Genomic DNA, 21750 nt, shown 5'->3' on the forward strand with positions numbered 1-21750 from the left:
ACTTTACATTAAGCGTTTTCAACTGCTGAACGAGGATCTACATATTCCATATTGAAGCCTTCAGCAACTTCTTTACATGTAACTTGACCTTTAAGTACGTTCAGACCATTTAGGAAGTGTTGGTCAGAAAGTAGAGCTTCTTTATAGCCAAGGTTCGCAAGCTTGATAATGTAAGGTAGCGTTGCATTGTTAAGTGCAAACGTAGAAGTGCGTGGAACCGCACCTGGCATGTTAGCAACACAGTAGTGTACAACATCATCAACAATGTAAGTAGGTTCAGCATGCGTAGTTGCTTTAGAAGTAGCAATACAACCACCTTGGTCGATAGCTACGTCAACAATCGCAGAACCTGGTTTCATTGCTTTGATGTGATCAGCTGTAACTAGTTTAGGCGCTGCTGCACCTGGAATTAGCACGCCACCGATGACAAGGTCTGCTGCAAGAACGTGCTTTTCAAGTGCATCTACAGTTGAGTAGATCACTTTAGCTTGGCTACCAAACTGAGCATTTAAGCTACGTAATACATCAATGTTACGATCTAAAATAGTAACGTCAGCACCCATGCCTACAGCCATTTGAGCCGCGTTACGACCAACCATACCGCCGCCGATTACAACAACTTTAGCTGGTTCTACGCCTGGTACGCCACCAAGTAGCATGCCGCGACCTTCGTTTGACTTTTCAAGCGCTTGAGCACCAGCTTGAATTGACATGCGGCCAGCAACTTCTGACATTGGAGCAAGAAGTGGTAGACCACCACGTGCGTCAGTAACTGTTTCGTATGCGATACAGATTGCACCACTGTTGATTAAATCTTCCGTTTGTGGAAGGTCTGGTGCTAGGTGAAGGTATGTGAAAAGAATTTGATCTTCACGAAGCATCGCACGCTCAACCGCTTGCGGCTCTTTTACCTTTACAATCATTTCAGCTTTAGCAAAAACATCTGCTGCAGTAGAAAGAATTTCAGCACCTGCTTGAATGTAATCTTCGTCTGTGAAACCAATGCCGATACCAGCATTTGTTTCAACGATAACCTGGTGGCCGTGGTTAATTAGTTCACGAACGCTTGCTGGAACCATACCAACACGGTATTCGTGGTTTTTAATCTCTTTAGGTACACCAATAATCATAATAAATCGCCTCAATTAAGAACGGATAACATTTTCGACTATTATAATTATGCATAGCTAGTGTGTCCTACCTTTTTTGTGCTATTTTAGAGATGAAAACACTGTAAAATTAAAAAATGTAGGATAAAGCACTTTTCATGCATACTCAGCTTGATAGAACTGATAGAAAGATTTTAGTTGAATTACAAAAAGACGGTCGAATATCGAACGTCGAATTAGCAAAGCGTATCGGGTTAAGCGCGACGCCATGTCTAGAACGGGTTAAAAAGCTAGAGCGGGAGGGGTTTATTACAGGATACAAAGCGGTTGTTGACCCAGTTAAACTTGGACAAGGGTTACTTGTATTTGTAGAAGTGACGATTAACAAAAACTCGCCTGACGTATTTGAGCGGTTTAACGAAGCCGTAAAACAGCATGACGAAATAATCGAATGTCACTTGGTATCTGGTAATTTTGACTTCTTACTCAAGACACGAGTGACAGATATGTCTGAATATCGCGGAGTGCTTGGGGAAATCCTTTTGAAATTACCGAATATTAATGAAAGCCGCACTTATGTTGTTATGGAAGAAGTTAAAGGGGAGCAAGGCGAGGTTATAAAACCTTGTGCACCTTAAAGAATTTCTTGATATGGTGTACTCTATAAAAGACATTTTTAATATAAAGATAATACAGGTTGAGTTTAATGCGCTTAAATGGTGTTCAGCGCCTACTTGAAACAGGTCTAATCGTTAGTACAGCAGCCGCAATATTCACGCTGTGTGCCTTGATATCATTTGACCCTGCCGATCCAGCTTGGACTCAGGCCGGGGAATTTATAAAGGTCAACAATATTACGGGGGCTGCGGGAGCTTGGGTTGCAGACATTTTGCTACTTAGCTTTGGCTGGCTGGCATTTTTAGTACCTGCTGCCATGCAACTGTTCGGTTATTTAATTTTTAAAAAGCCCCATAAACTTCTGCAATTAGACTATACGACGCTTGGTTTAAGAGTGATTGGGGCAACTTTGTTTGTCGCATCAGCCAGTGCTATAAGTAGTATAAACTTCGACGATATTTACACGTTTTCTTCCGGTGGGGTAGTAGGGGACATAGTCGCTGGTGCGATGATGCCTGCTTTTAATTTTACTGGTACTTCTATATTACTGCTGTGTTTTTTCTTTGCGGGTATTACTCTGTTAACTGGCGTGTCTTGGGTAGAAGCTGTCGACTATTTAGGTGAAAAAGTAGTCAATCTAATCCGGTTCCTATTCTTTAAATTCAAAGAGCGCCAGACAGGGGCGGTCACAACTATTGAAGATAAAAAGCTGGTCGAAGCACCTCCGATAAACAATTCTCCAACGAATATCGAAACTGAAGACGATGAGCCTCAAAAAGAAGAAATTGAGCGCGCTCATAATGTTGCAAATGTGGGCGACGAGCCTTCAATAGATTCTTATCAGGAAGATACGCTTGAAGCGCAAACACAATCACCAAAGCCTCTGAAATTAAAAGACAAGTTGTTTTCTGCGGTTGGTCGCAAACAAGAAGAAAAAGCAGTTGCCTCACCAGCAGTAGAGCCCAGCTTTTCTTCTGACAGCAGTGCACTTGGAGACCCAGTCTCGTCTGATGTGTTTGACGAACTCGATCAAATCTTAGAGCAAGAAATTAACTTTTCTGCCATCGATGATGAGTCGCTAGATACAGTCGCCGCATTAAATGCATTAGATGATGCAGCAGTTAAAGAGGAACCAGTTACAAAAGTGGTTTCACCTGCGCGTCCGCTAAAGCAAAACCAATCTAATACGGAGTCAAAGCCTACGTATCAACCGCCACCATCAGCAAAGGAACAATTTGAGGCGCTTCTTGAAGCCGAGCCTCCAACGGACCCTTTGCCATCTTTAGACTTGTTAGACAGACCGGATAAAGCCAAAAACCCGATAACTAAAGAAGAGCTTGAAACAGTATCAAGACTCGTTGAAGCAAAACTTTTAGACTTTAATATCCAAGCAGCGGTGGTTGGTGTTTATCCCGGGCCAGTTGTAACGCGATTTGAGCTAGATCTTGCTCCGGGCATAAAAGTTGCGAAGATTACAGGACTTGCAAAGGATTTAGCACGCTCTCTGTCAGCTGTAAGTGTGCGTGTTGTAGAAGTTATACCTGGAAAAACTTATGTTGGATTAGAGTTACCGAACAAAAATAGAGAAATTGTTCGCTTATCAGAAGTCATTAACGCCCCTAAGTTTGAGCAAAATGCTTCGCCTCTTACTATGGTGTTAGGTAAAGATATTGCTGGTGAACCAGTTGTAGCAGACTTGGCTAAAATGCCACATTTACTTGTCGCAGGTACTACTGGTTCAGGTAAGTCAGTTGGCGTTAATGTTATGATATTAAGCTTGCTATATAAGTCGCCACCTGAAGATGTACGCATGATAATGATAGACCCCAAAATGTTGGAGCTATCTGTGTACGAAGGTATTCCACATTTATTGTGTGAAGTTGTTACGGACATGAAAGAAGCAGCCAATGCACTTCGCTGGTGTGTTGGTGAAATGGAACGTCGTTACAAATTGATGTCAGCTTTAGGTGTTCGAAATCTTAAAGGTTATAACCAGAAGGTATTGGCTGCAAAAGAAGCTGGGCATCCAATCCTAGACCCGTTATTTAAAGATACAGATGGAATGGCTGACGGGCCAGAAGAGTTAGACAAATTACCTAGCATAGTTGTTGTCATAGACGAATTTGCCGACATGATGATGATTGTGGGTAAAAAAGTAGAAGAGCTAATTGCTCGTATCGCGCAGAAAGCGCGAGCCGCAGGTATACATTTGGTTCTTGCGACTCAGAGGCCATCTGTTGATGTTATTACCGGATTAATTAAGGCAAATATTCCAACGAGAATGGCGTTTCAGGTTTCCAGTAAAATAGACTCACGAACCATACTTGATCAGCAAGGTGCAGAAAACTTGCTGGGGATGGGTGATATGCTTTACTTGCCACCAGGAACAAGCGTACCAATTCGTGTACATGGTGCATTTGTTGATGACCATGAAGTACATGCGGTTGTGAATGATTGGAAAGCCAGAGGAAAGCCCAACTACATAGAAGATATTTTATGTGGAGAGGCAACAGAAGAGATCCTATTACCTGGCGAGCAAGCTGAAGGCGGCGACGAAGAGTCTGATCCGTTGTATGATGAAGCAGTGGCGTTTGTTATTGAAACGGGTAAAGTGTCAGTATCCAGTGTTCAGCGCAAATTGAGAGTAGGCTATAACCGAGCTGCGCGTTTGGTAGAGCAAATGGAAATGTCGGGTGTTGTAAGTGCACCTGGACACAATGGCGCGAGAGAAGTATTAGTACCGAAAGGTGGAGCAAATTAGAATGAAGTTTAAATCAATAGCCTTAGTACTAGGTGTAACAATTGGCGCGATGTCACAGGCGGTTGCCAATGATGCAGAATCATTAAAATCAAAATTAAAAGCTTTAAACACGTTCCAAGCCGACTTTAAACAACAAGTCAAAGATGAAGAGGGTACGTTGTTGCAAGATGGAGAAGGAAATATTGCGCTTAAGTATCCTTCGAAGATCCGATGGGAGCAAACAGCGCCTGATGAAACACTGCTTGTTTCGGACGGAAAAAAGACATTTTATTTTGATAGTTTTGCAGAGCAAGTGACGGTAATGAAAACAGCCGGTTTGATAGATACCACACCGTTTGTTTTATTGACGACCCAAGACAAAACCCAGTGGCAAAAATATCAAGTACAGAAGACAGAGGCCGGTTATCGTGTCTCTCCAAAGCAAAACATCGAATCTCAAGTAGAGTTATTAGATATCGTCTTTAAGAAGCAAGGTGTTGAGATTGACTCGATTAGTATCAAAGATGCGTCCGGCCAAACTTCTACGTTTAAATTTGCCAACAGTAAAACAAACCTAGAGTTAGATGATGCGTCATTTACTTTTAAAATTCCACACGGGGTGGTCATAGACGACCAAACAGAAAGTGACTAACTTAGGGTTCGACTTTTCACCAGATGTAAGACCTTTGGCCGCTAGAATGCGGCCAAAATCGTTACAAGACTACATTGGTCAGACACATATCCTAGCCCAAGGCTCGGTTTTGTATCGCGCGATAGAGCAAGGTAAATGCCATAGCTTAGTACTGTGGGGACCGCCAGGCGTTGGCAAAACAACTTTGGCTGAGATTATTGCCCACCATGCGGATGCAGAGCTTGCAAAGCTTTCGGCGGTGACTGCGGGAGTTAAGGAAATCAGGGAGGTTGTGTTAGAAGCTAAAAGCCGCCTGTCTCAATCGGGTCGTAGGACTTTGCTATTTGTTGACGAGGTACATCGGTTTAATAAATCGCAGCAAGACGCATTTTTACCGCATATCGAGGATGGTACGTTTGTTTTTATTGGTGCCACGACCGAAAATCCGTCATTTGCACTCAATAATGCGATTTTATCTAGAGCACGAGTTTATACGCTCAAGCCGCTTTCAACAGAAGAACTGACGCATGCATTGAATCGCGCTTTAAGGGATGATGTACAGTTAAGAAAAGTTAACATTGCGATTAGTCCAGAGGCGATCTCGGCTATCGCGCAAGCTGCTGACGGTGACACACGCAGAGCGCTCAATTTGCTGGAACAAGCGGTAGATCTTGGCACCCATCAAGGTGAGAAAGTTGTTGTGGACAGCAAAGTGTTAGAACAGATTTTGCCAACTCATTTAGCGAAGTATGATAACGGCGGCGATATTTATTATGACTTAATCTCAGCCTTTCATAAATCGGTTCGAGGTAGTGCGCCAGATGCGGCGCTTTATTGGTACTGTCGAATACTGGCTGGTGGAGGCGATCCGCTTTATGTTGCGCGTCGGTTACTTGCAATTGCAACCGAGGATATTGGCAATGCAGATCCAAGAGCGATGCAAGTAGCGCTAAATGCTTGGGATATTTATCATCGTGTAGGCCCTGCAGAAGGCGAAAGAGCAATTGCACAAGCAACTATTTATCTTGCCAGTGCAGCCAAAAGTAATGCTGTGTATACCGCATTTAAGCAGGCTAAGCGAGATGCAATGTCAGACCCTGATTTACCCGTACCAGAACATTTACGAAATGCGCCTACGAAACTAATGAAAGAAATGGGGTTTGGTGAAGAGTATCGTTATGCACATGATGAACATGGTGCATATGCTGCAGGGGAAAACTACTTTCCAGAAGCGGTGTCTGACAGGCAATATTACTTTCCAACCGATAGAGGGCTAGAAAAACAAATTGGGGAAAAACTCAACTACCTCAAGTCACTCAATTTGAGCAGTGTGCGACAACGATATGGAAAATTGCCGGATAAACCCTAGATGGAAATGCTTAAAACGTACTTAATGATTGCTGTGGGCGGCGCGTTTGGTGCGTGCCTACGCTTTTTTATTAGCGATATTGTGCTAAAACTCGCAGGTAAGGGATTCCCTTTTGGGACGTTGACCGTTAATATTCTGGGTTCACTGTTGATGGGCATTCTCTACGGATTAATCGAAAAGCAAATAATCGAAGTATCTCCAGCCAAAGCTCTGGTTGGGATAGGTTTTTTAGGTGCTTTGACGACATTTTCGACATTCTCAATGGATAGCTTGCTGTTGTTACAGCAAGGGCAAATTGTGAAAATGGCACTGAATATTACGTTGAATGTTGTTATATGTATTTTTATGGCCTGGATAGGTCTTTGCTTAGTCATGCAAAAAGGTTAAAAGAACAAACATGTTAGATCCAAAGTATTTAAGACAAGACATTGAAGAAGCTGCGACGCGCTTAAAAAAACGTGGCTTTGAGCTAGATGTTGCTGCAATTAATGCGCTTGAAGAGCAGCGTAAAACTCTACAAACAAGAACTCAAGAATTACAGAGTGAACGCAACAGTCGTTCCAAAGCAATTGGACAAGCAAAAGCAAAAGGTGAAGATGTACAGCCACTACTTGATGCTGTTGCAGACTTGGGTGATCAGCTATCTGCGGCGAAAGCTGAACAAGATAAAGTACTTGCTGAACTGCAAGACATTGCTTTGACGTTGCCAAATTTACCAGCAGAAGAAGTTCCTGCAGGCGCGGATGAAGACGATAACGTTGAAGTGTCAAAATGGGGCGAGCCAAAACAATTTAACTTTGAAGTGAAAGACCACGTTGACCTAGGTGAAGCCTTAGGTAAAGGCCTAGACTTTGAAACAGGTGTTAAATTAAGTGGTTCTCGTTTCACGGTTATGCGCGGTGGTGTTGCAAGAATGCACCGTGCACTTGTGCAGTTTATGCTTGATACGCATACTGATAGCAATGGCTACACAGAAATGTACGTGCCTTACTTAGTGAATAAAGCGAGTTTGTTTGGTACGGGTCAGCTTCCTAAATTTGCCGCTGATCTTTTCCACACAGAGGTGTTAGAAGAAGACCAAGATGGTTATAGCCTAATCCCTACAGCGGAAGTGCCGTTAACAAATTGTGCGCGTGATGAAATTTATGACGAGAAAGAACTACCAATTCGCATGACTGCACATACACCTTGTTTCAGAAGTGAAGCAGGTAGTTACGGTAGAGATACTCGCGGCCTTATTCGTCAACATCAGTTTGATAAAGTTGAGTTGGTTCAGTTAGTAAAGCCAGAGGACTCAATGAATGCGTTAGACGAGCTCACAGGGCATGCAGAGGCGATTTTGCAAGCGTTGGAATTACCATATCGTAAAGTTGTTCTTTGTACGGGTGATATGGGCTTTGGCGCTGCGAAAACTTATGACCTTGAAGTGTGGTTGCCAGCGCAAAATACGTATCGAGAGATTTCTTCTTGCTCAAATATGCAGGACTTCCAAGCTCGTCGCATGCAAGCGCGTTTCCGTCGTGCTGGGGAAAAGAAACCTGAGCTACTTCATACTTTAAATGGTTCTGGCTTAGCAGTAGGTAGAACGCTGGTTGCAATATTAGAAAATTATCAACAAGAAGATGGTTCTATTATCGTTCCTGATGTGCTTAAGCCATACATGGGTGGCTTAGAAATTTTGAAGTAACTTGGCAAGTTATTGAAATCAGGCCGCTATCTAGCGGTCTTTTTTATGACAAAATAATGAATGTTTTTTTACACGTAAGTTGGGTGGTTTAATCCATAAAGTGATTATTAAATAAATAAACAATCTATTTAAGTGTAATTTTTGAATTTATATACCTTTCAATAATAATCTCATACTGTTCTCATCGTTTAATTATTGCATGTGATCCTAATCTATGATTAATTGAGTCTTGAGGTTTGGCCATTCCTACTGAATAAGTGACGCACGCATAGATTAGTCTGCGAGCGGGCTGCTTATTGTTACCATTATTGCAAAACTTAATTTTGATTCTATCCAAGATAGTTGGGCGTCGTTCTGTGCAACGTGTATTTGACTCAAGAGGCTAATATCGTAATTTTAAGAGGTACTTCTTATACAAGCTGAGTTCAAAACACTTTTGAAGTTGAAAATTACGGTTGCGTTAACTATTTATTAAATGTGGATGTCATAAGACTAAAGCAATCAAAAATTGAAGGTGAGGAATTTACCTATGAAGAGACAGAAAAGAGACCGTTTAGAGAGAGCACACTCACAAGGATTTAAGGCAGGTTTAGCAGGGCGGTCTAAAGATTTATGTCCATATCAGCAAATTGAGCACAGATCAGAATGGTTAGGTGGCTGGCGAGAGGCCATAGACAATCGCAACATGTTTAAAACGTAAAACAAAACCGTCAACGAATTTTGAGTAATAAAAAGCCCCTATACAGGGGCTTAATTTTTTAGAGCGACTAATTTAAAAAGCGCTTGTGTCTTGGAATAAGCCAACCTTTAAATCTTTTGCTTCATAGATAACACGTCCATCTACTTCAACAACACCATCAGCTAGGCCCATAAACAGCTTACGTTTAATAACACGCTTCATGTCTACACGATAAGTTACTTTTTTAGCTGTTGGTAAAATTTGGCCTGTGAATTTTACTTCACCTACACCTAGTGCACGACCTAAGCCTGGACCACCTGACCAACCTAGGAAAAAGCCAACAATCTGCCACATAGCGTCAAGGCCTAAACAACCCGGCATTACTGGGTCGCCGCGGAAGTGACAGTCGAAGAACCATAAGTCAGGGTTTATGTCTAACTCAGCGATGATTTGACCTTTGCCGTATTCGCCACCATTGTCGTTTATTTCGACAATGCGATCCATCATCAACATGTTGTCGATTGGTAGGCGACAGTTGTTCTCACCAAACATTTTTCCTTCTGCACAAAGGATTAGTTCTTCTTTTGTATAGCTATTTTTTGGTTCCATAGTCTTCATTCTTTATTTCTAATTGCGGGTACTCTAGCGTACACTTGTACGCTAAACAACTCTGAACAGTTAAATTTTTACCAAGAATAGTCGTCAAATGCATTAAAATTAATTCTCTTTGCGATTAACGCGATTTTTGATTGAAAAAACTTTATAATCAGATTGTTTTGTTAGAAATTTAATGGAAGTTTATGATCCTTTTTGTAGATGCCTTAACGGTAATAGATTTTTCTTACTTGTGTGCCAAGCGCGGAGCTGTTGGCGAAAGTTGGATTGTAGATATGACTTTGCACGGTCAGCTGAATGAAGAGTCAATGGTATTGGACTTTGCTAAAGTAAAAAAACAAATCAAAAGTATCATTGATAGTACAATAGATCATAAATTGGCCATTCCTTCAAAGTTAGCTTGTCAGTTTGAACAAAATGATGGCAGAGTTGCTTTTGACTATCATTTTAACGGCCACCATCTGGCTATGAGTGCACCAGACGAAGCGGTTTGTATTGTTGAAGGTGAACAAATCGATGTGCAATCGGTGGTTGCATTTCTGAAAGGGCAAATACTCCCCAAAATGCCTGACAATGTAAAAGATATCGAAATTACGCTTCGTCCAGAAGAAACTAGCAGCTTTTACTACCATTACAGCCATGGATTGAAAAAGCACGATGGAAACTGCCAGCGAATTATTCATGGACATAGATCATTAATTGGTATTTTCTTTGATGGTGTCAGTATGCCGAGACTGCAAAAAGAGTGGTCTCAAAGGTGGGAAGACATATATTTGGGCAGCGAAGAAGATTTAATTGAGCATGCTCAATTAAAATATATTACTGCTAGTGATAACGATTATGCTTTTGCATATAAGTCTACACAAGGTTACTTTGAGATGAGTATAAGTCAGCAGAGGTGTGAGATTTTACCGTGTGACACCACTGTGGAGTGCATCGCAGACTACCTTGCGACAGAGATTAAAAAGTCATATTCAGACAAACAAGTTAAGGTACGGGCATATGAAGGTGTCGGTAAAGGAGCAATAGCTTATGCATAAACTGTTACTTTTGTTCGGAGCATGTTTGGCACTCAGTGCACAAGCATTAGAACTGAAAGGCCACCTAACTCAAGGTGGTATGGTAACAGGCAGTATTGAAGGTGCAGAATCAGTTTCGCTGAATGGTAAGTCGTTGCAATTAACACCAGATGGGAAATTTGTATTTGGTTTTGGTCGAGATGCAAAACCAGAACATTCACTTTCATGGGTTGATAAAAGTGGGACTAAGCACACGAAATCGTTGCTCATCACTAGCAGAGATTACGATATTGATAGAATAACGGGTGTCGCAAAAAAGTACGTTTCGCCACCCAAAGAAGTGCTTAAACGCATTCGCAGTGATGCAGCCAAAGTCAGTGCAGCTAGAGCAAAGGCAAGTACCCTTGAGTATTTTTTTGAGCCAGTTTACCGACCGGCCAAAGGTCGTATTTCCGGAGTCTACGGTAGTCAGCGTTACTTCAATGGGGAACCGAGAAGGCCACACTTTGGTTTAGACATCGCCAATAAAACAGGCTCGCCGATTTGGGCGCCGTTGTCAGGCACAGTGGTGTTAGCTGAACCTGACCTATATTACAGTGGTGGAACACTCATTCTCGATCATGGCTATGGTATTACCTCGACTTATATCCACATGAGTAAATTGCATGTAAAAGTAGGGGATAAGGTAAACACAGGCGAACTGATCGGTGATATTGGTGCAACGGGTCGTGTTACTGGCCCACACTTGGATTGGCGCTTTAATTGGTTTGGGGAGCGTTTAGACCCTGAGTTATTAATGATTGATAAATTAGCAAACAGTAAAAAGCAGTAAACAAATGACAGACTTAGAAAGAGATGCGGTTATCAAAAAGCGTATTGAAGACTCTACAACTTCAGTTACAAAGACCGTTTTTCCCGGTAGAACAAACCACCACAACACGTTATTTGGTGGAGATGCGCTAGCATGGATGGATGAAGTTGCTTTCATTGCGGCAACACGATTTTGCCGTAAGCCGCTAGTGACTATTTCATCTGACCGTGTTGATTTTAAAGAGGCTATTCCAGCAGGCACGTTTGCCGAACTAGTTTCAAAAGTTGTGCACGTAGGTAATACGAGCTTGAAAGTAGAAGTGCAAATATTTTTAGAAACGATGCATAAAGACGATAAGCATCTTGCTATTTCCGGCAATTTTACTTTTGTAGCGGTAGATGACAACCATCGCCCAACACCTGTTGTGTGCGAGAATATGTTAAACGGTTTTAAATAAAATGGTTATTTTGGGGATTGCGCTTTACGTGAAAGACTTTCCCCAGTCTCGCCTACTTTTATAGTAATAGCACCTACCTTTAACCCCCTTGTTGTGTGCACTAAAGAAAGTTTACACTCCATCGTCTCAGCAACTCCATCAAGCATGTTAATTTTTGACACGATCAATCTCGTCCTGTGCAGCCTCTTTTTGCCTACGATGACGGCCTGACCATCTTTAAGTTTGTTGAATAGGCAAACCTTTAAAATATGGTTACTTGCATACTTGGCGTTTCATAAAAATTTAATATGCAAGATTTTCACTTTAAAATAGATGACCTTCTTATCTGATGTATGTTCTTTAAACAATAATCAATCCAGCTTCAAAATACTGTTCTACACTTATTTGTGGTTGATCCTAACAGTTAAGGAGGTAGTGATGATTTCCGTACATAGAGAGTATTGTTTGTCAGGCGACAAGAACTTGCACGCCCACGTTGAGGTCTATCCAACGGGGATTTTGGATGTCGATATTGTTGAGCTTCACGAGCATCACACAACTGAGTTTAACAACATCAAATATGAGCATAATGGTGCCGATATTGCCTTAAGTGGAAAAGAAGGGGCTGTTACATGGCAAGTGGTCTTGAAAGAACGAGATGCTAGAGAGCTCTCCCATTTAATTGCAGATGCGAATGAAGAGTATGAAATTTTAATGAGGGATTTAGGATAACTATTTAGATACTGTTCAATCAAAAAACAGGAAATTAATCAACATGGAAAAGTGAGAATTAAGCGCAATGAAAACATTTATCACATATAAAATGGCTGGGTTTAATGCCCAGCCACAGTGTCTAATTAATACCTAAATATTGATTAGAAGAAATAACGCTTACCGTTCCACAGTTGTGTTTTACCAGCGTCTAAGCCAACGAATTGCACGTTACCTTGACCATTTACATTTTCAGGTAAAGAAAACTCAACTAGCTTTGCAGTCGGGCCGTATGCAAATACGTTAATACGCTCAACTTTTACATCATTTACATACACATCTACATGCTCTGTGTTCGTAACTTCAATTGAGAAAACGCCTTGTGTCTCAGCCAATTCAACAACTCGAGGTTGTAAGAAGTTTACTGTAGATGCTGATAGTGGCTGGCTAAGTAGGTCACGCGCAATTGTGTCAAAGTTGCCAACATCATTGTCTAAAATGCTGCTAAGTGTTCTTGGTACAACTTGGTTTGACACACAGCCAAAGTCTTCAATCAGCGCATTTTTGTTATGTCCATGACGTACCATTTGTCTCCATGAAACAGTCATTTCTTGGTTGTATGGCAAGAATTCAAATTTAGGCGCACCCGCGTAACGAGCAAAAACAGAATGTCTTAATACGTTTGCTCCGCCAGCACCAGTACGCAGGTTTTCACCATATACTTTTGCAGCGCCATTATCTTGTACTGCGCAAGTAAATACGTCACCTGATGAATATGTTTTCGCGTTCGACCAAACCCCTACAGGTTTGTAGTATGACTGACCGAAAGCATTGTTTTGCGCCTTTGATACATACGTTTCAGTTGCTGTGTATTGTGCATTTGTGCCCGCAACATCCGCTAGTATATTTACCCAGTTTTCACCAAGCGTTGAGAAAATAGTATCGTTCATTAAGTGGTGGTTGATGTCCGAGTTAATGAAGCGAAGCTCTGTCGGAGAAGTTTGCTTTGCAGTAAATAGCTGTACTAATTCATCCGCATAGATGATGTTACCGCCAGGGTTGTTACGTACGTCAAATACGAGTGCGTCGGTATTAGCCAGTTCATTTTGCATTAGGCTGCTAACAATCCACACAGAATCTTCTTTCGTGCGGTTTGGAGAGAAACTGTCTAGCTGTATATAGCCAACACTTTGACCGTCAACCTCACGAATAGCCCATGAGATTTCACTATCTGCTGTCGGCGTTGTTGTAAATGGTGACGCATTATCTTCATCTAATTCAGCTCTGATCTCAGCGAACATTTGAGCTTCTAAATTGGTACTATCTGACGTTGAATCTGCAAGTGCAGTATCTGAACCGTTTGACGCTGCTGCTGTGCGAGGCAACCTAGCAACCCACGGCACTACTGTAGTATAAGTTTCACCAGTTGCGTGTGAAACAAATTCGATTGTTACTTCATTCTCTTCAGGTACAAGTGATATTGCGTGGCCTTTGTAAGTAATTGCACCAAGCGCACGTAAAAAACCAGCATCTGGGTTAGCACCGAAGCCTGTATTTAAGTTTTGTTCTACAACGTCATAAATAGATACACCATTGTAAGAAACAACTTTGTCACCAACTTCTGGCAGCCTTACACCACCTACGTATGGGATTAAGTTTTCTAGAAGGTTAGATACACGTACTTCAGGGTTGCCCAATACATCTACCGTCTTATCGAATTCGAAAGGCAGAATTGATGCAAAGTTTCTCACTGGTGTTGGGTGTACATAAACTAGGTGTAGATCACGCTGCGCCTTGAAAATTTTAGTTAGGCGCTCGTTTAACTGTTTGGAGTTAAGAGAATCAAGTTCAGCGATTACGTCGTTGATAGCATCAACTGGGTTTACGTGGCCAGTTGGTGAAATTCCGTAGTAAAGGTCTTTCGCGTAACGGTGCACATATAGACCTTCAAGAAGTTGTTTCGCTTGATTAACAACCGTCAATTTTTCCTGTTGGGTGTACTCTGGGTATTGGATTTGATCTCTTGTTTCAGAAAGTAACGCGTAGTTGCTTGCGAAAGCTTGAGAACCGAATGTTAGTGCTAAAACACTAGCCAATATAGACTTTTTCATATCTTTTTCCCTAAGGTTATTTTTGTTGTTCCTGAAATACAAACCTTGGTTTTCCAAAAAAATAACAATATGGACAAAATACTCGATCTTTTTTAGCATTTGGCAGTGTTTGTTAGTAGTGGATTTAAGTCTGATATCTATATAAAACAATTACTTATTGGTGCTTTGCATATTTTAAAAATTTTTGGTGAAGTACTTTGTGTTTTTGAATGTTTGTGGGTAATTCCTGTATTTAGCGTCTTCGGTAGCTGATGCAATTAGCTATACAGGGGAGGTTTAGCTAAAGTTTACACATATTGTTGATATACACTTTCTTATGCGTGGCGCATATAAGAGAGTCTCGACAAAAATTATAGAGAAGGAATAAACATGCGATTGATTTTGTTAGCCGTGTCAATGGCTGCCATAAATGCACAAGCTGCGCCTTGTGACGATAAACAGTATCGAGAATTCGACTTTTGGATAGGTGATTGGCAAGTTGAGTCGAATGGTAAGTTAGCGGGGACCAGCAAGATTAGTAAAATTTTAGATGGCTGCGTTTTACTTGAAGAATACAAAACGCCAACTGGTTATCAAGGCAAAAGCCTAAATATTTTCAATAAGGCATCGGGTAAATGGCATCAAACATGGACAGACAACACTGGTCTATTATTGCAACTAGAAGGTGAGTTTTCAAAAGGGAGAATGACACTTCGTGGCGAGACTAAAGAGTCAAACGGAACAATCAAAAAGCATGAAATTATATGGGAAAAAACAAAACAAAATACTATCCATCAGCATTGGCGTACATCAAGTAATTCTCAAAGTTGGACCACAGAGTTTTATGGTATTTACAGCCAATCACAAGTGCGTGGGTCGAATATACAAAGTGTTACAACTGACGATAAGCAAAAGCCTCTTAACTGATTGACAATTTTTCTGAACTATTATTTATTAAGGTTGTGTGGATTGGCATTAATGAAAGGGTATTTGAAATTTAAAGATAGACTTTTCAGTAGAAAATACGCGTTCTGCTTGCCTTTATTTACAATACATTAAAATTTTTCTTCATTAGAAAGTTTCATTGCCAGAACCGAATTAATGCAAAGATTAATATCTTGGCGAGCTATAATTTCGTGTATTGAGTGTTATTTCAATTTTGGAAATGACTCAACAAAGTATTGCTGAAGTATATGTAAAGGGAAGTCATGCCTATATCTGTGTTTGTTCTGATTTGTTTGATAGGCACGTTACACCACTATATTGGTTACAAACTCATTCTAACAAAAGAAGCCCTTGATAAGGTCGAGCCAAAATATCTTTTTGGCAAGTACTGTACAAAAAGGGTCTTGAAAAATCTGTGGCACTTTTCTACAGCATGCTGGTTTGGATTTGCTGCATTAATCTTCGTTCTTTCAATCGGTAAAACGCCCACCAAAGATGCGCTAATAATGATTGTAACCGTTATTTTTTCGGTAAGCGGTTGGCTTTCTTCTACTTTTAGATGTGCAAAAACGATTTATTGTTTGACCTTTATATTTGTTGCGGGTTTTAGTGCTGCGCACATTTAATAAGGGTAGTTTGAACAAGCTCAGCCAGAATCGTTTGTTTTCGGATTCTAGCTGAATACATAGTCCGAAGTTATACGATCTTGAAAGTTCCTTTCATGATCGCAAAATGGCCAGGGAATGAGCAAAAGAATTGGTAATTGCCGTCTTTGCTTAGGCCCTTGGTCGAGAAAGTAATAGAAGTTGATTCGCCTCCGCCAATGACTTTAGTAAATGCAAAAACTCTATCATCACCGGGTTTTACATAGCTATTCTTTACCCCGGCACGCATGCCATCAGATGCAACTGCTTTCACGTTCTGTTTCTCTGTTAACACCCAGTTATGACCCATCGCAGATGATGGGAGTTTCCCTGTATGAATAAGAGTGAGTTTAACTTGTTCGCATTTACTTGGAACTGACAGCGCTTTTGTCGAAAACTGCATCATGTCATTTGATTCTATAGATAGTTCGCACTCATTGGCACTGCTGTGGAAAGCCGAAAAAGCCAGTGCTGTAGCTGCGAACTTAGCCAAGTTGTTCATTGATGTTACTCCTTGAATGGAAATTATTATCATTATCTTGCAAACACTTGATTTAGTAAATTACTAAATTCCTAAACCGGGTAAATTTGATAGATTTATCTTGTTTTAGATCAGTGTATCTCCCTTTGAAGCAACGACAATTGTTCATCGGCCTGAATTATTAATGCTTGAAGGCGCATTCACATGTCACCTAAAAGTGAAAATGTGCGCTTACAACATGTTGATACAGATCAAACTATTATTAATAAAACCTGCATTACATTAATAGAAACAAAAATAATAATTGATCTCATTTGGGTGTTTCTTTACTATTTTATTGGGTGAAAATTGTTCACTCTAAAAATCATGTGAAACAAGAATCTGGGGAAATTGTGAAGACTATTAGACATATTGCACTGACACTTGTGTGTACAGCAGTGCTAGCTGGCTGTAATGGAGATGACGGTAAAGATGGCGCTCAAGGGACACAAGGTGTTCAAGGTGAACAGGGTACGACTGGACAACAAGGTGCACAAGGCCCTCAGGGAGAACAAGGGTTAGATGGTGTAGTGAGATATGCCGTAGCCAAAGATGTCGTAATGACCAATGCGCAGCATGCATATGCGGTGTATAGCGACTCATTGCAAACGGCTAAAATGCTAAAAGAAAAGATTGATGCATTTGTTGCTCAGCCATCTGATGAAAACTTTACAGCTGCCAAACAGGCTTGGCTAGAGGCGCGAGAACCGTATGGCCAGTCTGAGGTATATAGGTTTAGAGATGGCCCAATCGATGACTTAACAACAAATGATGCGGGTCAACCCGTGCTTGTAAAAGAAGAAGGACCTGAAGGGGCTATTAACGCGTGGCCGTTAGCTGAAGCTATGATTGATTACACCATTGATATGGATGGCCTTCAAGCTCGTGGTGATGATGCAATATATTCGTCTGGCGGCAATATTATTGCTGACGCTGCAACATTTCCGAATATCACAGCTGAATTAATCAAAAATCAGTTTGAGGTCAATGACGAAGAAGCAAATGTATCATCGGGGTATCATGCAATTGAATTTTTGTTGTGGGGCCAAGATTTGAACCAAGATGGTACTTATACTCAGGCTAGAGACTTCACGGCGGGGCATAGGCCGGTAACTGACTTCTACACAACCACTAATACCCAAACTTTGCCAACTGCAAATACCTGTACCTCTGGCGAAAATGGCTCAGCAGACACTGTTTGTGAAAGAAGAGGCATGTACTTAAAAGCAGCGGCAGAGTTGTTAGTTGCTGATCTACAGGGAGTTGTAGATGCATGGACGCCAGGTTCAGGGTTCCACTATATTGATTACACCAAAGAAGAGAACGCCAATGCTAACCTAGCTGCGATGCTTGAAAGTATGGGACGTTTAGGTCACGGAGAATTAGCTGGTGAACGAATGAGTGTTGCAGTAAGGACTGACAGTCAAGAAGACGAACATTCCTGTTTTTCTGACAACACGCATAGAGACATTTTGTTGAATGCACAAGGCATCGAAAACCATTACCTAGGAACGTATACCAGAACCAATGGAGAAGTTTTAAAAGGTGCAGGTGTGCATGATTTACTTATGTCTGCGGGCCATAAAGAACTTGCAGGAGAGTTACAGACAGCAATTGACGCAACGATGGCCGCTGTTCGAGTAATTGATGATAACGCTAAAAACAATGGCATTTCATTTGATGTTCAAATCCAAACGGAAAAACATCAGCTTGAAGTTCGCGCAGCAATGACCGCGTTGAAAGACCAAACTGCGATTGTGCAAAAAGTAATTGATACTCTTGGCTTAGAAACTGAGTCGTTAACTGACGACACCGAAGAGCAATTCTAGTTTTTATTAGGTGTTAAAGGGCCGGCTATTTGCCGGCTCTTTAGTTTCAAATTAATGATTCGAAGTAGGGGCATAGGATCATGAATCATTACTTTTTAAGATTTTTATTTACGTTAATTTTCACCAGTTCTTTTCTTACTGGTTGTGGAGGTGGCTCCGGAGGCGGAAATGATAATGTCCCCAACAATGAACAGCCATCAGATGGTGATAACGGGACTCCTCCAACTTCAGGCGATGGCAGTACAGAAAACCCAGACCCAAATGACGGCAACCAAGACAGTGGAGATGGCGAGCAACCTTCAAATCATGCGTTTGAGGTAGATCCTAAAGATGGGTTACCCGCGTTGCTTACAGACGTGCCGGATGAGAATGAGTACTTATCTGCAGGCTTAGGGACGTCACGTACACTCAATGAAGATGCATTTGGTGAAGCATTACCAGCCGTAGAGGGAGATTTCACACTAGATAGTAACTTTAAGGCTGGTGATCATATTTTCCGTAAAAACCACGATGGGCAAGGGCCATTGTTCAACAATGAAAGTTGCCAAGGGTGTCATATTAGAGACGGTCGAGGAGAGCTTCCAGCAGATGTAAGTGATCCTATGTTGAGTATGTTTTTCAGAATAGGCGATGGTAACGGTAACTTAGATCCTATCTATGGAGATCAAATTCAGGTGTTCGGCACAATAGATGGAATGACCAGCAGTGCCAAAGCAAAATATAACGGTGCTGTTGATGAAATGCTTGCTTATGGCGAAGCACATACTTGGGTTGAATACGAACTTGTGTCAGGCACCTTTGCTGATGGTGAAAGTTTCGAGTTGAGAAAACCAATAAACAAAGTAAGGGATTTAGCATACGGTCCATTTATGTCGGGCGTTCAGTTTTCTGCGAGAGTTACGCCCCATGTATTCGGCTCGGGTTTATTAGAAAGTATTCCAGAAGCTTCAATTCTAGTGTATGCCGACGAGCATGATGAAAACAAAGATGGAATATCTGGTAGGGCGGCATATACAACCCACCCAACTACTGGCGAAAAGCAGTTAGCTCGATTTGGCTATAAGGCCGTAACAGGCTCTGTTTTACAACAAGCGTCGGGGGCTTATCGAGGTGACATGGGAGTAACCAATTCACTGTCTCCTGAAGAAGTCTGCACGAACAAGCAGACTGCGTGTTTAGCTCAAGCTGAAAAAGAAAATAAGAAACATCATGAAGGTGTCGATCTCAATGATCTGGATCTTGCCTTAGTCGAATTCTATAACAGAACGCTTGCTGTACCTATAAGGCGCGGCTTTGACGAAGCAGCAAAAGTATGGGACGAAGAAGTCATTTCTGGGAGAAAGCAGTTTTTTGCGGCGAATTGTCATAGCTGCCATGTACCAAGGCATAAAACGGGCGATGCAGAGGGCAGTATATTGGGCGATGTGGACATTGTAGGTTTGAGTGACACGAGAACGAATATTACGGCACTCGAAAATCTAGTTATTTACCCTTATACCGATTTGTTGTTGCATGACATGGGCGGCGAATGTGTGGTCACACGAGAGACAGAGTCTGGTGCAACATGCGACCAAATTGACTCTCAAGCTTGTATTTACGTACAGCGCTGTGAGGGATTAGCAGACGGGCGACCTGAGGGGGAAGCGTCAGGGAGCGAATGGAAAACTCCTGCACTATGGGGGCTAGGTTTAGTTAAGACGGTTAACCCTCGCGCTACTTTCCTGCATGACGGTAGAGCAAGAACTATATCAGAAGCAATTTTGTGGCATGGAGGCGAAGCTTCAGCAGCAAAGCAAAGCTTCTTGAATATGCCTAAAGCCGACAGGCAAGCATTGATTAAGTTTTTAGAGTCACTGTAATGAAAAGCGTTATATTCGTACTTGTTATCTCAGTAATGGTTTTATTTGCTTATTTTTATCCTGACTTTCGAGATGAGTATCAACCTCCTGAATTTTCAAAATATGAAATGAAGCCAGGAGGTGACACTACCGCTCGTAGGGTACCAAAAAGAAGTTTTATCGAGCCAATTGCAAATGAAAATGGCATGATTTTATTTGATTTTTGGGATGGCTTTTCATTTTTTCGCGACCCTTGGGTTGCGGCCCCCTCGATAACAAGAGACAGAGACGGATTGGGACCGCTTTATAATGCAAGGTCTTGCAAAGCGTGTCACAACAGCGGAGGAAGAGGCAAGTTAGCAGAGTCAGGAGAAGTGGCAAAAATGGCGCTGCTATTTAGATTTCTAAAAGCAGATGGCAGCGTTGATAGTATGTATGGTGGGCAACTACAACCGTTTTCTGTGCGCTTGAGTCATCGCAAAATTCAATCTCCAGCGATAGCTGAAGGCAATGTAACAGTGCATTACGAGATGTTAGAAGGAAACTATGATGATGGCTCTAAATACACCCTCAGAAAGCCTAGGTATGAACTTGCGAATCTAGGGTATGGACCTCATGACAATGATAGTTTTTTGTCCGCCAGATACGCGCCAGCGATATACGGTATGGGTTTACTAGATGCAATTGACGAAGCCGATTTGATTGCACAAGAAGATAGAAAAGACAAGGACGAAAACGGGATCAGCGCTAAGTATAACCGAGTACTAAACGTAAAGACTGGAGAACTTGCAATAGGAAGGTTTGGGTTTAAGGGTCTTCATCCAACTTTAGAGCAACAAGTTGCAGGTGCGTTTGTAAACGATATTGGGATTACAAACCCAATTTTTAAGCAAGAAAATTGCCTAGAGCATCAGATTGGGTGTACACAAGCAGCAAGTGTAGAATCTAAGACGATTTTAGATATTCCACAAAAGTTGTTTGCGCCGACATTGTACATGAGCCAGGCCGTGGCTGTGCCACCGGCACGAAAATTACAATCCAATAAAGCACAGCTAGGTAGAAAGCATTTCTACCAGCTTAAATGTGATACTTGCCATACACCAAGCTACGTAACGTCTGAAGACTATCCAGTGAAGACACTCGCCAATCAAAAAATCTGGCCTTATACAAATTTAGCACTACACGACATGGGAGAAGGACTTGCTGATAAAGGCAAAGAAAATCAGGCATTAGGCAGTGAGTGGCGCACGCCTCCCTTATGGGGAATAGGGCTACAAAAGCGGATTCAAGGCTTTGAAGGGTATTTACATGATGGACGTGCACGAACAATAGAAGAGGCTGTTCTGTGGCATGGTGGTGAAGCAGGACAATCACAACAGGCTTTTAAGGCTCTTAGTAAAAGTGACCGAGAGTCTCTTATTTATTTTTTAAAACAAATTTAATTGGAGCGAATGATGAG

Annotated in this window: 19 protein-coding genes; 15 read left to right on the forward strand and 4 right to left on the reverse strand. The window is 41.6% G+C overall.

All coding sequences use genetic code 11. The features are described from left to right. Window positions 1-8 precede the first annotated feature (8 nt). A complete protein-coding gene (gene ald, locus N480_RS16710; protein WP_063373584.1) occupies window positions 9-1130 on the reverse strand; it encodes an alanine dehydrogenase in 1122 nt (373 codons plus the stop codon). A gap of 137 nt (window positions 1131-1267) precedes the next feature. Here ald and lrp point away from each other — a divergent pair, with 137 nt between their 5' ends. From lrp to rmf, 7 genes are all read left to right on the forward strand, one after another. Continuing rightward, on the forward strand, window positions 1268-1747 hold the full coding sequence (lrp, locus tag N480_RS16715) for a leucine-responsive transcriptional regulator Lrp (RefSeq protein ID WP_063373585.1): 480 nt from the start codon (window positions 1268-1270) through the stop codon (window positions 1745-1747). A gap of 68 nt (window positions 1748-1815) precedes the next feature. Beyond that, window positions 1816-4488, forward strand: a complete 2673-nt coding sequence (locus tag N480_RS16720; protein ID WP_063373586.1) for a DNA translocase FtsK — start codon at window positions 1816-1818, stop codon at window positions 4486-4488. 1 nt (window position 4489) lies between these two features. Then, window positions 4490-5119, forward strand: coding sequence for an outer membrane lipoprotein chaperone LolA (gene lolA / locus N480_RS16725; protein ID WP_063373587.1), 630 nt, complete (start codon window positions 4490-4492; stop codon window positions 5117-5119). Next, window positions 5112-6467 (forward strand): replication-associated recombination protein A, encoded by a 1356-nt coding sequence (locus tag N480_RS16730; protein ID WP_063373588.1) that lies wholly within the window; start codon window positions 5112-5114, stop codon window positions 6465-6467. Before lolA ends, N480_RS16730 begins: the two co-directional genes overlap by 8 nt. A gap of 6 nt (window positions 6468-6473) precedes the next feature. Then, window positions 6474-6854: a fluoride efflux transporter CrcB gene (gene crcB, locus N480_RS16735; RefSeq protein WP_063373649.1), complete on the forward strand. Its 381-nt coding sequence runs from the start codon at window positions 6474-6476 to the stop codon at window positions 6852-6854. Between the two features lie 10 nt (window positions 6855-6864). Then, a complete protein-coding gene (gene serS / locus N480_RS16740) occupies window positions 6865-8154 on the forward strand; it encodes a serine--tRNA ligase (RefSeq protein WP_063373589.1) in 1290 nt (429 codons plus the stop codon). Window positions 8155-8683: 529 nt separating this feature from the next. Continuing rightward, window positions 8684-8854 carry a ribosome modulation factor gene (gene rmf / locus N480_RS16745; protein ID WP_023398857.1) on the forward strand — a complete coding sequence of 57 codons (171 nt, stop codon included), beginning with the start codon at window positions 8684-8686 and terminating at the stop codon, window positions 8852-8854. Window positions 8855-8926: 72 nt separating this feature from the next. On the opposite strand, the gene fabA is transcribed toward rmf, so the two are convergent. Further along, a complete protein-coding gene (gene fabA, locus N480_RS16750; protein WP_036975796.1) occupies window positions 8927-9442 on the reverse strand; it encodes a bifunctional 3-hydroxydecanoyl-ACP dehydratase/trans-2-decenoyl-ACP isomerase in 516 nt (171 codons plus the stop codon). Between the two features lie 191 nt (window positions 9443-9633). Here fabA and N480_RS16755 point away from each other — a divergent pair, with 191 nt between their 5' ends. The 4 genes from N480_RS16755 to N480_RS16770 all read left to right on the forward strand — a co-directional run bounded on the left by N480_RS16755 (window position 9634) and on the right by N480_RS16770 (window position 12446). After that, window positions 9634-10488 (forward strand): 6-carboxytetrahydropterin synthase, encoded by an 855-nt coding sequence (locus N480_RS16755; protein WP_063373590.1) that lies wholly within the window; start codon window positions 9634-9636, stop codon window positions 10486-10488. Further along, a complete protein-coding gene (locus N480_RS16760) occupies window positions 10481-11299 on the forward strand; it encodes a M23 family metallopeptidase (protein ID WP_063373591.1) in 819 nt (272 codons plus the stop codon). Before N480_RS16755 ends, N480_RS16760 begins: the two co-directional genes overlap by 8 nt. 4 nt (window positions 11300-11303) lie before the next feature. Then, complete coding sequence (locus N480_RS16765; protein ID WP_063373592.1) at window positions 11304-11735, forward strand: acyl-CoA thioesterase; 432 nt, start codon at window positions 11304-11306, stop codon at window positions 11733-11735. 417 nt (window positions 11736-12152) lie between these two features. Continuing rightward, window positions 12153-12446, forward strand: coding sequence for a hypothetical protein (locus tag N480_RS16770; protein ID WP_063373593.1), 294 nt, complete (start codon window positions 12153-12155; stop codon window positions 12444-12446). A gap of 143 nt (window positions 12447-12589) precedes the next feature. Here N480_RS16770 and N480_RS16775 read toward each other — a convergent pair whose 3' ends face one another. Continuing rightward, window positions 12590-14536, reverse strand: a complete 1947-nt coding sequence (locus N480_RS16775) for a S41 family peptidase (RefSeq protein WP_063373594.1) — start codon at window positions 14534-14536, stop codon at window positions 12590-12592. Between the two features lie 369 nt (window positions 14537-14905). Between N480_RS16775 and N480_RS16780 the strand changes: the two genes are divergently transcribed. Continuing rightward, the gene (locus tag N480_RS16780) at window positions 14906-15442 is read left to right on the forward strand and encodes a hypothetical protein (RefSeq protein ID WP_063373595.1); all 537 of its coding nucleotides are present in this window, start codon (window positions 14906-14908) and stop codon (window positions 15440-15442) included. A 714-nt stretch (window positions 15443-16156) separates the two neighbouring features. On the opposite strand, the gene azu is transcribed toward N480_RS16780, so the two are convergent. Then, window positions 16157-16606 carry an azurin gene (gene azu / locus N480_RS16790; protein ID WP_063373597.1) on the reverse strand — a complete coding sequence of 150 codons (450 nt, stop codon included), beginning with the start codon at window positions 16604-16606 and terminating at the stop codon, window positions 16157-16159. A 371-nt stretch (window positions 16607-16977) separates the two neighbouring features. Here azu and N480_RS16795 point away from each other — a divergent pair, with 371 nt between their 5' ends. From N480_RS16795 to N480_RS16805, 3 genes are all read left to right on the forward strand, one after another. Beyond that, window positions 16978-18453 (forward strand): imelysin family protein, encoded by a 1476-nt coding sequence (locus N480_RS16795; protein ID WP_063373650.1) that lies wholly within the window; start codon window positions 16978-16980, stop codon window positions 18451-18453. A gap of 80 nt (window positions 18454-18533) precedes the next feature. Beyond that, a complete protein-coding gene (locus N480_RS16800; protein WP_063373598.1) occupies window positions 18534-20312 on the forward strand; it encodes a di-heme oxidoredictase family protein in 1779 nt (592 codons plus the stop codon). After that, entirely contained in the window at window positions 20312-21733 is a 1422-nt protein-coding gene (locus tag N480_RS16805; RefSeq protein WP_063373599.1) for a di-heme oxidoredictase family protein, read from the forward strand. Before N480_RS16800 ends, N480_RS16805 begins: the two co-directional genes overlap by 1 nt. The last annotated feature ends 17 nt before the right edge of the window (window positions 21734-21750 follow it).

It is taken from the genome of Pseudoalteromonas luteoviolacea S2607, assembly GCF_001625575.1.
In the GTDB taxonomy this organism is placed as follows: domain Bacteria; phylum Pseudomonadota; class Gammaproteobacteria; order Enterobacterales; family Alteromonadaceae; genus Pseudoalteromonas; species Pseudoalteromonas luteoviolacea_E.